Source organism: Amylolactobacillus amylophilus DSM 20533 = JCM 1125 (assembly GCF_001936335.1).
Classification (GTDB): Bacteria; Bacillota; Bacilli; order Lactobacillales; family Lactobacillaceae; genus Amylolactobacillus; species Amylolactobacillus amylophilus.
Window position 1 is genome coordinate 257,984 of sequence record NZ_CP018888.1, and the last position, 15,212, is coordinate 273,195.

The window sequence follows — 15,212 nt, forward strand, 5'->3', positions numbered from 1 at the left end:
CTATCTCCTAATTTGACCCAATTTAACACCCTGATCGTACTGATCCTGATAAAATTGCTGCCAAATTCTAGTTAGGTTCTCCTCAGAATATTTAGATGAAGCCTCATTCGATTTTTGCTTGTATTCCTCTAAAATATTTGGGTGAGCCAGGACGTTTTTAATTTGGGCATCGAGCGCCGCATAATCAGCACCGGTGAGATAATAGCCGTCAATAATTGCGCGGTAGAGGTCTAAATCACGCAACAATACAGGTGCGCCACAACTGAACGCCTCAAGCACAGACATTGGAAATAGTTCATCAAATGACGGCAAGAGGAATAGGTTGCATATATTGCAGTAATCCACTAGCCTGTTTCGATCAATGATACCGGTGAAAATGACATTTGCTGGTGGATTGTCGACCAGCTCCTTGTAATGATCATAACCATCAGTTATTTTGCCGAAAGAGAAGCCTCCGGCCCAAATGAATTGGATCTCTGGATTATTTCTGGCCAACTTCACAAAGTCGTCGACACCCTTTCTTTCTTGGACCTGGCCGTCTCCAAAAATTACAAATTTGTCTGCTGGAATCCCAAGCTCTGCCCTAATCTTCTGCTTTTCCTCAGCTGATTTCTCATAGAAGACCGATTTTGTGACGAAGTTTGGAATATACGCAATTTTTTCTCTTTTCAAACCATGAGCGACCAATTTATCGATAAAAATTGGGTTGACCACCACAATCTGGTCCATTCTTTTGTAGAAAGAAATCACGTATTTATAGAAAATTTGCATCATAAACTGCGGCAATTTAATACTGCCTGCCAGTGTTTCGGGTAGAAAGTGGACGTAGCCAATCTTTCTGCCGCGCTTCTTACTGAAACTGTTCAGGTAAAACGTAGGGTTAATAGTGTGATAGTGTGTGAGATCAACCCGCTGATGTTGGTTAATCGTCACCTCAAATTTATCCGCCAGATGAGTTTTCAAGAGGCGGATTAATTCTAGATAGGCGCTACCCACACCCTGACCTTTGACCGAGTCAGCTTCAGAAAACATATTAATTTTGATCATCAAAAATATCCTGTCCTTCATTTGCTTTGTATGCGAAGTTGGCGATGATTTCTTGATAGTTTTCTATCATGGCACTTGCAAATCTATCGGATGAGACGCTGTCCAATTTCTCAGCTAACAGAGCAGGATCGATTCTCCCCGGTCCCATCTTTAAGTAGTCTAAAATCTCAGTTAACATTTGGTCCTTACTTTTGAACGTGACGCCGAATTCAGCCGTATCAAAGAGGTTTTCAGTGTAATCAGTACTAAAAACTACACTCTTTGTGCCGGCTGCCATCGCCTCAACGTAAGTCAGTCCCTGGGCCTCGGTGTCACTGGCAGAGACAAACAGGTCCGCCATTCGATAATAATTACCGACATCGGTGTGTTCAACATTACCGGTGAAAATCACGTTGTCCTCGATCGAAAGGCGCTCAACCTGATCTACCAGCATGTCCATATCCGGTCCATCACCCGCAACCACCAGTTTGACCGTCGGAAATGTTTCCAAGATTTCCGGTAAAACATCTAAGATATGATCAATCTTCTTCTCCGCGGCAACCCTACTCAAAGTCAGAATCAGGGGCGTATCTTCTGCCAAGCCCAACTCTTTTCGAACATCCCTCTTCGAATTCTCATTAATGCGTGAAATATCCACACCGGTAGGAATCACGGTAATGGGCGATTTGATTCCATAACGTTCAAGCGTCCGCTTAACCAGCTTACTAGGCGCGACAACTCCGTCATCGTTATGCATGAAGGCCCGGGCAAATTGCTTAACATGCACCGGCTTCAATAATTTACCATTTAGCACGTAATGGAGATAATCCTCGTACATCGTATGAAAAGTGTGCACACACGGAATCTTCAACGAATGTGCCACATATTTACCAATCAGCCCCATGGAGAACTCGGTTTGGGTGTGAACGATGTCTAGGTCCAGTTCGCGCGCCACCTGCGTTGCATGAAATAAGCCACGAATAGCAATTCGCCGGTCCGTAAAGCTCACGAACGGCACGCTTTGAAACCGGAAGATATTTGGTTCAACGGTCGCCTTGTCCATGTGTGGGTCCGTGGTGGTGAAAATAAAGACGGAATGACCTTGTTTCTCAAGACCAGTTTTCAATGTCTGGATCGACGTGGCCACCCCACTCACTTGGGGAAAATAGGTATCTGTAAAAATCCCAATATTCAATGTACTACCTCCGATAAGAATGATTATAAAGTTATTCCTAGACCGATGCAATTTCATAACAAAAATGTAAGACTAATTTTAAGCTTTTTGACATCAAAAAAAGATCGCCTATCAATTAAGAAAGGCGAGCTTCTACTTCGAAACAACTAGCGTGTTTCATACAATTATACAATTTCTCCCGCTAAATCACGAAAAGTTATTGCGTTCATAATATGGTCTTGTGCATGAAACATGAGCAGGCTAACTTCGGTATGGTCTCCTCGAGCTTCTGCGGTGAGCATCGCCGTCTGGGCATTGTGTGCGTCAACCATGAAGCCATCGGATTCCTTCAGTTTAGCGTGTGGTTCTTCGAAGTGACCTTCTTTTGCCGCCTTAATGGCTGCAAATGCTGCACCCTTAGCGTTGCCACCCGCCATAATCCGATCAACATAATTGGTTCCAGCACTGATGTTCAGTTCGATTTTCAACCCGTAAGGATTTCTGGTCATCTGAGCCTCTTCTAAGCCAGTGAAGCCCTCATCAAGCCTTAATCCCCACACGCCCAAGTCAGAGAAGAGCGAGAGATCGTCGTACTTGATGTTCAGTGATTGAAACAAATCGGGATTAATATCTACAACAACTTTGAAATTCAGAGAGTTGGCATATGCGACAGTCTCCTTGAATTGACCAAGGATATCCGCACCATCATCATTCACCAATTGTAGTAATGAGGTAAAAACTCTGGTAAAACCATATTTATGTGCTAAATCTAAATACTTTTTATCATCCGCAATATCTGTTTGATCCGGATAAATTGAAACGCCTAGTTGACGCATTACGATACCGCCTTTTTTATAAAACTTGACCAGTGATAGAGCTACTGACTAGTCAAACATCTATTTTACTATTGAATTTTATCACTATCATGCTCTTTTACTTTGCGTACATCTGCACGATGTTCACGAAAGAAGATTCTACCAGCAATGACTGCTAGTACTAACCCAATCACGGGTAGGCCATAATATAGCCAAAGTGCCACCCCTCTCAGAAAGGGACTGAGTAAAATCACGAAAAATGCACCGTTTAATAGTAATAGTGTTCTTCTAGTCTTTCGTTCCATTAGTATTTATCCTTCTATTTCAACTGGTTTGATTCTGTTTGCAGCTTTGACAAATGGTAGGTAAATCAAGAAGCCAATTGCCATATTCACAACTTGGAGAATCGGTGCTCGCCAATCAAGCGTACAAACAAGGGCATTCAAGATGGGTGGCATTGACCATGCAAATTGTACCTTAATTGGACTGACTAGTCCTGCTGTAATTGCAAAGTATGCAACTGTCACCATCACCACTGGAGCCAAGATAAATGGAACAAAGTAAATTGGATCGAACACAATTGACATACCAAACATTACGGGCTCGTTAACGTTGAAGAACCCAGGTGCAATCGCTAATTTAGCAACAGCAAGTTGATCATCACATTTAGAGAACATCAGGATTGCGATAAGTAGGAGCATGCACCACCAATCCAAGCGTAGAGGTCAAAGGCATTTCTAGTCCACATATATGGTAAATCTTTGTGTTGAGCAAAAGCGTTGATGTTGGCAACTTGAGTAGTCAACCAAATACCGTCAAGCAATGGTCCAAGCACGTTTGTACCGTGAAGACCAAAGAACCAGAATACTTGAACTAAAACAGTCATTAGAAATTCGGCACCATAACCTTGTGAAAGGTTAAGTAACGGTTCTTGAATAGTCTTTGAAATGAGTTCAATCACGGTAGTTGCACCAAACTTGGTTACAAGCCACGTGATTAGGCCGGAAACGTATAGTGCAACAGTTGCAGGAATAATACCGGTAAATGCTGCCGAAATTGCTGGTGGAACAGAGTCTGGCATCCTAATAGTGATGTTTTTGTGCATCAACCAAATATAGATTGCAGCCGCTAAGCCACCCATAATCATGACAGTGAAGAAACCTGCAGCACCAAAGAACTAGTTAAAGTTGAAGAAACCCCAACCACTAATACTTGCCTTATCTACTGTGGCACCACTAGCCGTGATGATGTCCATTGACTTCTTGGACAAAGATTCTGTGAGTTGTACTTTGTAACCTTGTGGCAAGGTCATTAGGAAAGTTCCTAAAGTTACGATACCACCTGTGATTGGCTCAATTCTGCATTGAACTGAGAGTTGATAACCAAATGTAAATGAGAAAATCAGACCGAGAACTGCTAGAGAACCCGTCCAAACCTGCGCATTGACACCGATAAGTGGTTGCATTGCATCCACAAAGCCATTCCAACCAAATTGATTTGGAATATCTCTAACCAACGCGTTTAACAATGTGGCAACAGCACCGGCCATTGTGGCAGGCATAATGGAAATAAAAGCATCACGGAGCGCTACCAGCCACTTACTACCAGCCACTTAATAGAAACCAATTTTAGCAGCAATGGGCACGATATGCTTATTGAGCCATTCTATTAATGCATTCATATCTTCAAATTCCTTTCTTCTAACAAACAAATTATTCAACCCATGACCGATGAACAAACAATTTGCTCACCTCCAACTGTAATCGGTTAATAGGTTATGTGTTAATGGTATCGTTTTCAGAAAACGAATTAAACATGCCAAACCGGCGTTAATGTAGGTATTATATAAGTTTTTTATAGATTTGATTGACCCAATCACTTCCGTTATGCTTGTAAATGTCTAGTTTGATAGCGTTTACAAGAACATATCGGTATATACCAATATGCAATTTATTGAGATGACATGTGTGATTATTAGCGCTATGGTCATGAAACGCTACTTCATTTCGACAGAATTTGATTCACCTATCACTTTTTATCGCACTGATCGAGCCAAGTTCATCAATTAGTTGCATGTACAGTAGGCATTTTAAAATTTTTCGCGGTAAAACATGAACTATTATAGGTGTTATTTTTTGATTTTTTGGCGTTACAGACCAAATTAGTCCCAAAAAATACTTATTAAGTATCTATGAAGTACCAGATCACTTTTGAAGCAACCGCCAAGCGACAAATGAAATCTCAAAATCATTTATCAATTCAGACTATATTTCATATTTAACACAAAGCTCGCTTTGAGACAGGCTTCTACTTCCTATTTCAATAGTAGTAGTTGGCATGAAGATTGATTATGAATTATTTAAAACTGGGTGTTAGAGGCTGATACTTTACACCATCTATATAAATAGAACAAATAAGCACAGTGGTCCAAGTTTAATCTCGCGCAAAAAATGAACTCTCACAAGTTAATCCACTCACAGTGGTAGATTGATACTGTATAAATCACGGCATGAATATCAAGGCCCTGTCCAAAAGACTAGGGCACCAAAATATTCAAATTACTCTAAATAAGTATGCACACATTTTAGACGAAATGGATAGACAACAAAACGAACTTGTCAGCCAGGTTTTACTAGATCAATATAAAGCTTTTTCATAACCATTTCCCGGCCGCTTCCCGACTACTTCCCGACTGAATCAGAAAAACATAGTTTTACGAAGAAACTCCAGCAAATATAAAAAACCTTGTAAACGTTGCTGTATCAACAACTTACAAGGTTTTTAGATTAACGAAGTTTTACTAAGAAAACCTACAAAGTACCGATGATCGGGGTCGAACCGATACGCCCGTAAGGGCACCAGATTTTGAGTCTGGCGCGTCTGCCAATTCCGCCACACCGGCAAAAATTACCTAATTCAACTACATGGCAAAGGCGGTAATCGGATTCGAACCGACGATGAAGGTTTTGCAGACCTCTGCCTTACCACTTGGCTATACCGCCATATTAAATTAGAAATTGGGTTAGATGGATTCGAACCATCGCATAACGGAGTCAAAGTCCGTTGCCTTACCGCTTGGCTATAACCCAATGAAGGGCGGTATGTGGGGATCGAACCCACGCGTGCCGGATCCACAAACCGGTGTGTTAACCACTTCACCAATACCGCCATAATGGTAAACAGGGATAGTAGGAATTGAACCCACACTGACGGTTTTGGAGACCGTAGTTCTACCTTTAAACTATATCCCTAAATGAATGGAGGAGAGTGGATTCGAACCACCGAACCCGAAGGAGCGGATTTACAGTCCGCCGCGTTTAGCCACTTCGCTACTCCTCCAAATGGCGCGGGACAGAATCGAACTGCCGACACATGGAGCTTCAATCCATTGCTCTACCAACTGAGCTACCGAGCCAAACGGTCCGTACGAGACTCGAACTCGTGATCTCCTGCGTGACAGGCAGGCGTCCTAACCAACTAGACCAACGGACCAAATTGCGGGAATAGGATTTGAACCTATGACCTTCGGGTTATGAGCCCGACGAGCTACCAGACTGCTCCATCCCGCGATAAGGTATAAAAGGAGGATGTGGGATTCGAACCCACGCGCGGTATGACCCGCCTGACGGTTTTCAAGACCGTTCCCTTCAGCCGGACTTGGGTAATCCTCCATAGCTGAAAATAATTATAATACACCAACTGGCGTAATGACCCGTACGGGATTTGAACCCATGATACCGCCGTGAAAGGGCGGTGTCTTAACCACTTGACCAACGGGCCGTCTATATCTCTGGAACCTACCGGCACTTTGCCGTACGGAGAAGGAGGGATTTGAACCCTCGCGCCGCTTACGCAACCTACACCCTTAGCAGGGGCGCCTCTTCAGCCACTTGAGTACTTCTCCAAAATGGGCCTAAATGGACTCGAACCATCGACCTCACGCTTATCAGGCGTGCGCTCTAACCAGCTGAGCTATAGGCCCATAAAAGCGGGTGACGAGAATCGGACTCGCGACTACAGCTTGGAAGGCTGTCGTTTTACCACTAAACTACACCCGCATATTCATTAAACTATGGCGCGGGACAGAATCGAACTGCCGACACATGGAGCTTCAATCCATTGCTCTACCAACTGAGCTACCGAGCCAAACGGTCCGTACGAGACTCGAACTCGTGATCTCCTGCGTGACAGGCAGGCGTCCTAACCAACTAGACCAACGGACCAAATTGCGGGAATAGGATTTGAACCTATGACCTTCGGGTTATGAGCCCGACGAGCTACCAGACTGCTCCATCCCGCGATAATAAAAAATGCAGATCCGTATGGACCTTGTAGGACTCGAACCTACGACCGGACGGTTATGAGCCGTCTGCTCTAACCAACTGAGCTAAAGGTCCAAGCTACCAATAGCGGCGAAGGGGATCGAACCCCCGACCTCCCGGGTATGAACCGGACGCTCTAGCCAGCTGAGCTACACCGCCAAAATATGTAATGAATTACAATCGGGAAGACAGGATTCGAACCTGCGACCCCCTGGTCCCAAACCAGGTGCTCTACCAAGCTGAGCCACTTCCCGTTATAAAAGAAAATCTTATAACCATTACATATTAGGAAAAAAATAAGAAAGTTAAAACTTTCTATGCACCCAGTAGGAGTCGAACCTACAACCTTCTGATTCGTAGTCAGACACTCTATCCAGTTGCGCTATGGGTGCGTTTAATAATAATGCCGAGGACCGGAATCGAACCGGTACGGTGATCACTCACCGCAGGATTTTAAGTCCTGTGCGTCTGCCAGTTCCGCCACCCCGGCATATTATTAAAGCGGAAGACGGGATTCGAACCCGCGACCCCCAGCATGGCAAGCTGATGTTCTACCACTGAACTACTTCCGCATAATGCCGACTAGACGATTTGAACGCCCGACCCCCTGATTACAAATCAGATGCTCTACCAACTGAGCTAAGTCGGCATCAATGCAATATTAACATTGTAAATATCATTTGGCTATCGCCAATACGGGTGAAGGGACTTGAACCCCCACGTCATAAGACACTAGAACCTAAATCTAGCGCGTCTGCCAATTCCGCCACACCCGCAGCATATAGTACCAAATGAGTCGCGAGAGGCTCGAACTCTCGACCCTTGGATTAAAAGTCCAATGCTCTACCAACTGAGCTAGCGACTCAATGGAGGATACAGGGTTCGAACCTGTGACCCTCTGCTTGTAAGGCAGACGCTCTCCCAGCTGAGCTAATCCTCCATTTTGAAAAGCGTGGCAACTTCCTATCCTCGCAGGCAGTCTCCCACCAACTACTATCGGCGTTAAGAAGCTTAACTTCTGTGTTCGGCATGGGAACAGGTGTATCCTTCTTGCTATCGCCACCACACTCTTCTTCTGAGTATTCTCACACTCAAAACTAAATACGATTCTTTTCTAGAAAACCTTTTGCGTTTGCCTATTGTGCTTGCGCTACTTCTTGGTTAAGTCCTCGACTGATTAGTACTGGTCCGCTCCATACATCACTGTACTTCCACTCCCAGCCTATCTACCTCATATTCTTTAAGGTGTCTTACTTCTTACGAATGGGAAATCTCATCTCGAGGGGGGCTTCGCACTTAGATGCTTTCAGCGCTTATCCCTTCCATACATAGCTACCCAGCGATGCCCTTGGCAGAACAACTGGTACACCAGCGGTATGTCCATCCCGGTCCTCTCGTACTAAGGACAGCTCCTCTCAAATTTCCTACGCCCGCGACGGATAGGGACCGAACTGTCTCACGACGTTCTGAACCCAGCTCGCGTGCCGCTTTAATGGGCGAACAGCCCAACCCTTGGGACCGACTACAGCCCCAGGATGCGACGAGCCGACATCGAGGTGCCAAACCTCCCCGTCGATGTGGACTCTTGGGGGAGATAAGCCTGTTATCCCCAGGGTAGCTTTTATCCGTTGAGTGATGGCCCTTCCATGCGGTACCACCAGATCACTAAGTCCTAGTTTCCTACCTGCTCGAGTTGTCGCTCTCGCAGTCAAGCTCTCTTATACCTTTACACTCTGCGAATGATTTCCAACCATTCTGAGAGAACCTTTGAGCGCCTCCGTTACACTTTAGGAGGCGACCGCCCCAGTCAAACTGCCCACCAGACACTGTCCCTCACCACGCTTAGTGGTGCAGGTTAGAGGATTCATAAAACAAGGGTAGTATCCCACCAGCGCCTCCAAGAATACTAGCGTACTCTCTTCTTCGGCTCCTACCTATCCTGTACATGTTTCACAAATACTCAATATCAAGCTACAGTAAAGCTCCATGGGGTCTTTCCGTCCTGTCGCGGGTAACCCGCATCTTCACGGGTATTATAATTTCACCGAGTCTATCGTTGAGACAGTGCCCAAATCATTACGCCTTTCGTGCGGGTCGGAACTTACCCGACAAGGAATTTCGCTACCTTAGGACCGTTATAGTTACGGCCGCCGTTTACTGGGGCTTCAATTCAATCCTTCGACGAATCTAAGATCTCCTCTTAACCTTCCAGCACCGGGCAGGCGTCAGCCCCTATACGTCATCTTTCGATTTTGCAGAGACCTGTGTTTTTGATAAACAGTTGTTTGGGCCTATTCACTGCGGCTGATATCTCTATCAGCACCCCTTCTCCCGAAGTTACGGGGTCATTTTGCCGAGTTCCTTAACGATAGTTCTCTCGCTCACCTTAGGATTCTCTCCTCGACTACCTGTGTCGGTTTGCGGTACGGGTAATTGTTAACTCGCTAGAAGCTTTTCTTGGCAGTGTGAAATCAGGAACTTCGCTACTTAATTTCGCTCCCCATCATATCTTGTCCTGACAAAGATAAGCATTTAACTCATCCTCAGACTTGACACTTGGACGTGCATATCCAGCCGCACGCTTTCCTTATCCTCCTGCGTCCCTCCATTACTCAAACGTTAACTCTTAGTACAGGAATCTCTACCTGTTATCCATCGACTACGCCTTTCGGCCTCGCCTTAGGTCCCGACTAACCCTGGGAGGACGAGCCTTCCCCAGGAAACCTTAGTCATTCGGTGGATAAGATTCTCACTTATCTCTCGCTACTCATACCGGCATTCTCACTTCTAAGCGCTCCAGTAGTCCTCTCGATCTACCTTCTCCGCCCTTAGAACGCTCTCCTACCACACATGACTTTCATCATGCATCCACAGTTTCGGTACTATGCTTAGCCCCGGTACATTTTCGGCGCAGCGCCACTCGACTAGTGAGCTATTACGCACTCTTTAAATGGTGGCTGCTTCTGAGCCAACATCCTAGTTGTCTGCGCGACTCCACTTCCTTTTCCACTTAGCATAGATTTTGGGACCTTAACTGGTGATCTGGGCTGTTTCCCTTTCGACTACGGATCTTATCACTCGCAGTCTGACTCCCGGGTAATTGATACATGGCATTCGGAGTTTATCTGAATTCAGTAACCCTTGACGGGCCCCTAGTCCAAACAGTGCTCTACCTCCATTATCATTCCCCCGAGGCTAGCCCTAAAGCTATTTCGGAGAGAACCAGCTATCTCCAAGTTCGTTTGGAATTTCACCGCTACCCACACCTCATCCCCGCATTTTTTAACATACGTGGGTTCGGTCCTCCAGTGCGTTTTACCACACCTTCAACCTGGACATGGGTAGGTCACTTGGTTTCGGGTCTACATCATGATACTATCTCGCCCTCTTCAGACTCGCTTTCGCTCCGGCTCCGACCTTTCCGTCTTAACCTCGCATCATAACGTAACTCGCCGGTTCATTCTACAAAAGGCACGCCATCACCCTTTAACGGGCTTTGACTACTTGTAGGCACACGGTTTCAGGTTCTCTTTCACTCCCCTCCCGGGGTGCTTTTCACCTTTCCCTCACGGTACTGGTTCACTATCGGTCACTAGGGAGTATTTAGCCTTGGGAGATGGTCCTCCCAGATTCCGACGGGGTTTCACGTGTCCCGCCGTACTCAGGATCCTGCTTCGTCAAGTTGATATTTCGTCTACAGGGATCTCACCTTCTCTGTCTAAGTTTCCCAACTTATTCGACTATACCTGCTTGTACTCTCTTGCAGTCCTACAACCCCAATAAGCAAGCTTATTGGTTTGGGCTCTTTCCTGTTCGCTCGCCGCTACTTGGGAAATCGATCTTTCTTTCTCTTCCTGCAGCTACTGAGATGTTTCAGTTCACCGCGTCTTCCTTCGTATACCTATGTATTCAATATACGATAGTAACTCTCGTTACTGGGTTCCCCCATTCGGACATCTCCGGATCATAATCTACTTACGACTCCCCGAAGCATTTCGTTGTTTGTCACGTCCTTCATCGGCTCCTAGTGCCTAGGCATTCACCGTGCGCCCTTCTTAACTTAACCTACAAATATTTTTAGTGATTCCTCACTTCGTTCTCGGCTTTTTCGTTCGCATTGAATATTCCTAGTCGTGCCACTGCCACCAATCAATTCGCCTTAAGTCGCCTTCTTTAGTCACTACGTGACCTTTGAAGTCTGCCTTAATCGCTCTTTGATTTAACGGTGTCAGCTGCACTCTTTTTTATATTCTCGGTTTTCTTTCTTTGAATCGTATTCAGTTTTCAATGTGCTAATGTTTGAGAGTAAACCTCTCAAAACTAAACAAAGTTTCTCGTGTGCTTTTGTCGCGTGGCTTCCACGTATTCCTACGCTTCTTCCCACTCGCTTCCTTAGAAAGGAGGTGATCCAGCCGCAGGTTCTCCTACGGCTACCTTGTTACGACTTCACCCTAATCATCTATCCCACCTTAGACGGCTGGCTCCATTAATGGTTACCTCACCGGCTTTGGGTGTTACAAACTCTCATGGTGTGACGGGCGGTGTGTACAAGGCCCGGGAACGTATTCACCGTGGCATGCTGATCCACGATTACTAGCGATTCCAGCTTCATGTAGGCGAGTTGCAGCCTACAATCCGAACTGAGAACGGTTTTTAGAGATTCGCTTACTTTCACAAGTTCGCAACTCGTTGTACCGCCCATTGTAGCACGTGTGTAGCCCAGGTCATAAGGGGCATGATGATTTGACGTCATCCCCACCTTCCTCCGGTTTGTCACCGGCAGTCTCACTAGAGTGCCCATCTTAATGCTGGCAACTAGTAATAAGGGTTGCGCTCGTTGCGGGACTTAACCCAACATCTCACGACACGAGCTGACGACAACCATGCACCACCTGTCTTAGCGTTCCCGAAGGAAACGTCCCATCTCTGGGATTGGCGCTAGATGTCAAGACCTGGTAAGGTTCTTCGCGTTGCTTCGAATTAAACCACATGCTCCACCGCTTGTGCGGGCCCCCGTCAATTCCTTTGAGTTTCAACCTTGCGGTCGTACTCCCCAGGCGGAGTGCTTAATGCGTTAGCTCCAGCACTGAGAGGCGGAAACCTCCCAACACTTAGCACTCATCGTTTACGGCATGGACTACCAGGGTATCTAATCCTGTTCGCTACCCATGCTTTCGAGCCTCAGCGTCAGTTACAGACCAGAGAGCCGCCTTCGCCACTGGTGTTCTTCCATATATCTACGCATTCCACCGCTACACATGGAGTTCCACTCTCCTCTTCTGCACTCAAGTTATACAGTTTCTGATGCAATTCCTCGGTTGAGCCGAGGGCTTTCACATCAGACTTATACAACCGCCTGCACTCGCTTTACGCCCAATAATTCCGGATAACGCTTGCCACCTACGTATTACCGCGGCTGCTGGCACGTAGTTAGCCGTGACTTTCTGATTGGTTACCGTCAAATAAAGTACAGTTACTTACCTTATCCTTCTTCTCCAATAACAGAGTTTTACGAGCCGAAACCCTTCTTCACTCACGCGGCGTTGCTCCATCAGACTTTCGTCCATTGTGGAAGATTCCCTACTGCTGCCTCCCGTAGGAGTTTGGGCCGTGTCTCAGTCCCAATGTGGCCGATCACTCTCTCAAGTCGGCTACGTATCATCGTCTTGGTAAGCCGTTACCTTACCAACTAACTAATACGCCGCAGGTCCATCCTTTAGTGATAGCTTTCGCCATCTTTCAAACATCTATCATGTGATAGTTGTTGTTATGCGGTATTAGCATCTGTTTCCAAATGTTATCCCCCGCTATAGGGTAGGTTACCCACGTGTTACTCACCCGTCCGCCACTCGTTCCATTGTTAATTGCTTTGGTGCAAGCACCGCCACTCTTAACCAGAACTCGTTCGACTTGCATGTATTAGGCACGCCGCCAGCGTTCATCCTGAGCCAGGATCAAACTCTCAATTTTTATCTTGAGATATTCTTCAAATAGCTCTTAGTTTTATTGTTTATTCACGAATTGACTTCGCTTAAATCTTTAGGGGTTTGACCCCCCGCACACTTAAATCGAAACTTTGTTCAGTTTTCAAAGGTCTACTGTGTCGCTTTCAGCGACTTGATAATTTTATCACATTATTGCGATTATGGCAAGAAAGTTTTTAAAATAATTAACCTTAAAAGACTTGCTTATTTCGCTCAATTTCTCGCTTAGCAACAGTTAATTATGTTACCAAAACCATTGCCCGAATGCAACAAGTTTTTTAAACTTTTTTGCATCCTTGTTACCGCTAACAATGCTTTAAAAGCATACCAAAACCAGAAAAGTTAATCAAGTAATCTCAATGATTTTTTTAACGAAATTTCTGGCCGTCGTACTTGACGACTTGAACAATGTTATCAGTTGAACGGAGTACCGTCAAGCATTTTTGTATTTTTTTAGTGCTTCGCAGACGAAGCCATTCATTTCCGAAGCAAGAGGTGCAAACCCCAGGCGGGTTTTACGCTGTGTCCAGGTATGCTTTGATCCGTACTTACGAGGTGTTGGTCGTTCCTCCATCGCTCTTAAGGACAGGCTGATCTGACCAGAGTATTCATCAATATCGATGATCATCGCTTGGACAGTTTGGCCAACAGTAAAAAGCTGATTAATATTTCCTACATAACCAGACTGACACTCAGAGATATGAATCAACCCTTGGCGTTTATTTGGGAGAAGCAGGAAAACACCATATGGCTGAATACCCTTTACAACTCCGGTAATTTTTTCTCCAATTTTCATCAAAACAATACCTCAAACTCAATTCTAATCTATTTAGCACTTGATTAAAAGAATGAAACTCGTGAACATTAATGTTAAAGTTGATATCACAAAGTCAAAAAGGTGGCAAATATTCATGGAAGAAAATTATGACTTAGCAATTATTGGCGCTGGCCCAGTTGGCCTGTATGCCGGATACTTTGCATCTCTGCACGGGCTTTCTACTGTTATACTTGAAAGCCTTGCACAAGTTGGCGGGCAACCTGCTCAAATTTATCCAGCCAAGGAGTTACTAGATATTCCGGTTTTTTCAAGAATCACCGGAGACCAGCTAACTGCAAATCTTAGTAACCAACTTAGCACGGAATCAGCAACAATTAAAACTAATTACAAGGTAGAGACAATCGATCAGAATAAGGCGGCTGCTGGCTTAATTATAAACGGTGAGCTCTCTGCTAAGAGTATAATTATTGCAACTGGGCTAGGAGCGTTCTCTCCAAAGAAACTGCCGCTCGATATCCCTGAATCTGCAAGACCGCATTTCCATTACTTCATCAAGGATCCAGCTGCCTTCACCAGCAAAAGAGTTGCTGTACTCGGTGGTGGTGACTCTGCCTTGGATTGGGCTGACCTACTTCAACAAAATGGGGTCGACGTTGCCGTCATTCATAGAAGAAACAAGTTCCGTGGTCTCGACAGAACCATCGCTCATTTGAATGATAGTGAGCATGCTGAGCTGATCACGCCTTACCTCCCCATTCAGGTTACGAGCACTCCATCCGGTCAAATTAAGCTCTCGCTAAAGGATGTCACTGAAGGTTCAACACTAGAAGAGACTTTCGACGAGGTACTTGTCGCATATGGATTCAAGACTAAGAATGACTTTGTCGACGATTGGGGCGTCAAAACAGACAACGGTTTTATCCATGTCAATCGCCAAATGGCGACCAACCGACCAGCCATTTATGCAATCGGCGATGCTGTAACTTATGAAAGTCGCGTGCCCATCATTGCCCTCGGTTTCGGCGAAGCCCAGATTGCCATCACCGACATTATGCGCAGTCGTTTTCCAGAGAAGAAAATCACGCTCCATTCAACGAGTATCAAATAAATAAT

At 45.4% G+C, this 15,212-nt stretch carries 6 protein-coding genes, 27 tRNA genes, 3 rRNA genes and 2 pseudogenes; 1 reads left to right on the forward strand and 37 read right to left on the reverse strand.

All coding sequences use genetic code 11. The annotated features are described in order from the left end of the window. The 37 genes and pseudogenes from LA20533_RS01340 to LA20533_RS01525 form a co-directional block, all read right to left on the reverse strand. Positions 1-1,047 carry a glycosyltransferase family 4 protein gene (locus tag LA20533_RS01340; RefSeq protein WP_056947367.1) on the reverse strand — a complete coding sequence of 349 codons (1,047 nt, stop codon included), beginning with the start codon at positions 1,045-1,047 and terminating at the stop codon, positions 1-3. Then, entirely contained in the window at positions 1,034-2,221 is a 1,188-nt protein-coding gene (locus LA20533_RS01345; RefSeq protein WP_054746468.1) for a glycosyltransferase family 4 protein, read from the reverse strand. The genes LA20533_RS01340 and LA20533_RS01345 overlap by 14 nt, the downstream gene beginning before the upstream one ends. Before the next feature lie 164 nt (positions 2,222-2,385). After that, positions 2,386-2,637 carry a PTS sugar transporter subunit IIA gene (locus LA20533_RS08745; protein WP_054746471.1) on the reverse strand — a complete coding sequence of 84 codons (252 nt, stop codon included), beginning with the start codon at positions 2,635-2,637 and terminating at the stop codon, positions 2,386-2,388. Then, positions 2,632-3,036, reverse strand: a pseudogene (locus LA20533_RS08750) (MupG family TIM beta-alpha barrel fold protein); the annotation flags it as partial. The gene LA20533_RS08745 and the pseudogene LA20533_RS08750, both read right to left, overlap by 6 nt. A gap of 68 nt (positions 3,037-3,104) precedes the next feature. Then, complete coding sequence (locus tag LA20533_RS01355; RefSeq protein ID WP_054746466.1) at positions 3,105-3,320, reverse strand: hypothetical protein; 216 nt, start codon at positions 3,318-3,320, stop codon at positions 3,105-3,107. Between the two features lie 6 nt (positions 3,321-3,326). Continuing rightward, positions 3,327-4,576: pseudogene (locus LA20533_RS08415) on the reverse strand (PTS sugar transporter subunit IIC). A gap of 1,257 nt (positions 4,577-5,833) precedes the next feature. Next, positions 5,834-5,917: transfer RNA gene (locus LA20533_RS01375), tRNA-Leu, on the reverse strand. Between the two features lie 29 nt (positions 5,918-5,946). Further along, positions 5,947-6,017 (reverse strand) — tRNA-Cys (locus tag LA20533_RS01380). A 15-nt stretch (positions 6,018-6,032) separates the two neighbouring features. Next, positions 6,033-6,104 (reverse strand) — tRNA-Gln (locus tag LA20533_RS01385). A gap of 6 nt (positions 6,105-6,110) precedes the next feature. Then, positions 6,111-6,183, reverse strand: a tRNA-His gene (locus tag LA20533_RS01390). A gap of 12 nt (positions 6,184-6,195) precedes the next feature. Then, positions 6,196-6,266, reverse strand: a tRNA-Trp gene (locus LA20533_RS01395). A gap of 7 nt (positions 6,267-6,273) precedes the next feature. Further along, positions 6,274-6,354 (reverse strand) — tRNA-Tyr (locus LA20533_RS01400). 3 nt (positions 6,355-6,357) lie between these two features. Continuing rightward, positions 6,358-6,430: transfer RNA gene (locus LA20533_RS01405), tRNA-Phe, on the reverse strand. Between the two features lie 3 nt (positions 6,431-6,433). Beyond that, positions 6,434-6,507, reverse strand: a tRNA-Asp gene (locus LA20533_RS01410). 3 nt (positions 6,508-6,510) lie between these two features. Further along, positions 6,511-6,584 (reverse strand) — tRNA-Met (locus LA20533_RS01415). Between the two features lie 12 nt (positions 6,585-6,596). Continuing rightward, positions 6,597-6,686, reverse strand: a tRNA-Ser gene (locus LA20533_RS01420). A gap of 37 nt (positions 6,687-6,723) precedes the next feature. Continuing rightward, positions 6,724-6,795: transfer RNA gene (locus LA20533_RS01425), tRNA-Glu, on the reverse strand. Between the two features lie 36 nt (positions 6,796-6,831). Beyond that, positions 6,832-6,919, reverse strand: a tRNA-Ser gene (locus tag LA20533_RS01430). Between the two features lie 4 nt (positions 6,920-6,923). Then, positions 6,924-6,997, reverse strand: a tRNA-Ile gene (locus LA20533_RS01435). 5 nt (positions 6,998-7,002) lie between these two features. Further along, positions 7,003-7,073 (reverse strand) — tRNA-Gly (locus LA20533_RS01440). 15 nt (positions 7,074-7,088) lie between these two features. Next, a tRNA-Phe gene (locus LA20533_RS01445) sits at positions 7,089-7,161 on the reverse strand. Between the two features lie 3 nt (positions 7,162-7,164). Beyond that, positions 7,165-7,238: transfer RNA gene (locus LA20533_RS01450), tRNA-Asp, on the reverse strand. 3 nt (positions 7,239-7,241) lie between these two features. Continuing rightward, positions 7,242-7,315, reverse strand: a tRNA-Met gene (locus tag LA20533_RS01455). A 23-nt stretch (positions 7,316-7,338) separates the two neighbouring features. Next, positions 7,339-7,412: transfer RNA gene (locus LA20533_RS01460), tRNA-Ile, on the reverse strand. A 10-nt stretch (positions 7,413-7,422) separates the two neighbouring features. Then, positions 7,423-7,496: transfer RNA gene (locus LA20533_RS01465), tRNA-Met, on the reverse strand. A 21-nt stretch (positions 7,497-7,517) separates the two neighbouring features. Beyond that, positions 7,518-7,591: transfer RNA gene (locus LA20533_RS01470), tRNA-Pro, on the reverse strand. A gap of 64 nt (positions 7,592-7,655) precedes the next feature. Next, positions 7,656-7,729: transfer RNA gene (locus tag LA20533_RS01475), tRNA-Arg, on the reverse strand. 12 nt (positions 7,730-7,741) lie between these two features. Then, positions 7,742-7,827, reverse strand: a tRNA-Leu gene (locus LA20533_RS01480). Between the two features lie 10 nt (positions 7,828-7,837). After that, positions 7,838-7,909 (reverse strand) — tRNA-Gly (locus tag LA20533_RS01485). 4 nt (positions 7,910-7,913) lie between these two features. Further along, positions 7,914-7,986: transfer RNA gene (locus LA20533_RS01490), tRNA-Thr, on the reverse strand. Between the two features lie 45 nt (positions 7,987-8,031). Next, positions 8,032-8,113, reverse strand: a tRNA-Leu gene (locus tag LA20533_RS01495). A 16-nt stretch (positions 8,114-8,129) separates the two neighbouring features. After that, positions 8,130-8,202, reverse strand: a tRNA-Lys gene (locus tag LA20533_RS01500). A gap of 2 nt (positions 8,203-8,204) precedes the next feature. Continuing rightward, positions 8,205-8,277, reverse strand: a tRNA-Val gene (locus tag LA20533_RS01505). A 10-nt stretch (positions 8,278-8,287) separates the two neighbouring features. Next, positions 8,288-8,404, reverse strand: a 5S ribosomal RNA gene (gene rrf / locus LA20533_RS01510). A 90-nt stretch (positions 8,405-8,494) separates the two neighbouring features. Then, positions 8,495-11,403: ribosomal RNA gene (locus LA20533_RS01515) — 23S ribosomal RNA — on the reverse strand. A gap of 330 nt (positions 11,404-11,733) precedes the next feature. Further along, positions 11,734-13,307, reverse strand: a 16S ribosomal RNA gene (locus tag LA20533_RS01520). Together the 16S, 23S and 5S rRNA genes with 27 tRNA genes alongside form the textbook arrangement of a ribosomal RNA operon. Positions 13,308-13,754: 447 nt before the next feature. Continuing rightward, entirely contained in the window at positions 13,755-14,117 is a 363-nt protein-coding gene (locus LA20533_RS01525; RefSeq protein ID WP_075362774.1) for a CvfD/Ygs/GSP13 family RNA-binding post-transcriptional regulator, read from the reverse strand. Between the two features lie 139 nt (positions 14,118-14,256). On the opposite strand from LA20533_RS01525, the gene LA20533_RS01530 reads away from it, so the two are divergent. Continuing rightward, complete coding sequence (locus LA20533_RS01530) at positions 14,257-15,207, forward strand: NAD(P)/FAD-dependent oxidoreductase (RefSeq protein ID WP_174795627.1); 951 nt, start codon at positions 14,257-14,259, stop codon at positions 15,205-15,207. Positions 15,208-15,212: the final 5 nt, after the last annotated feature.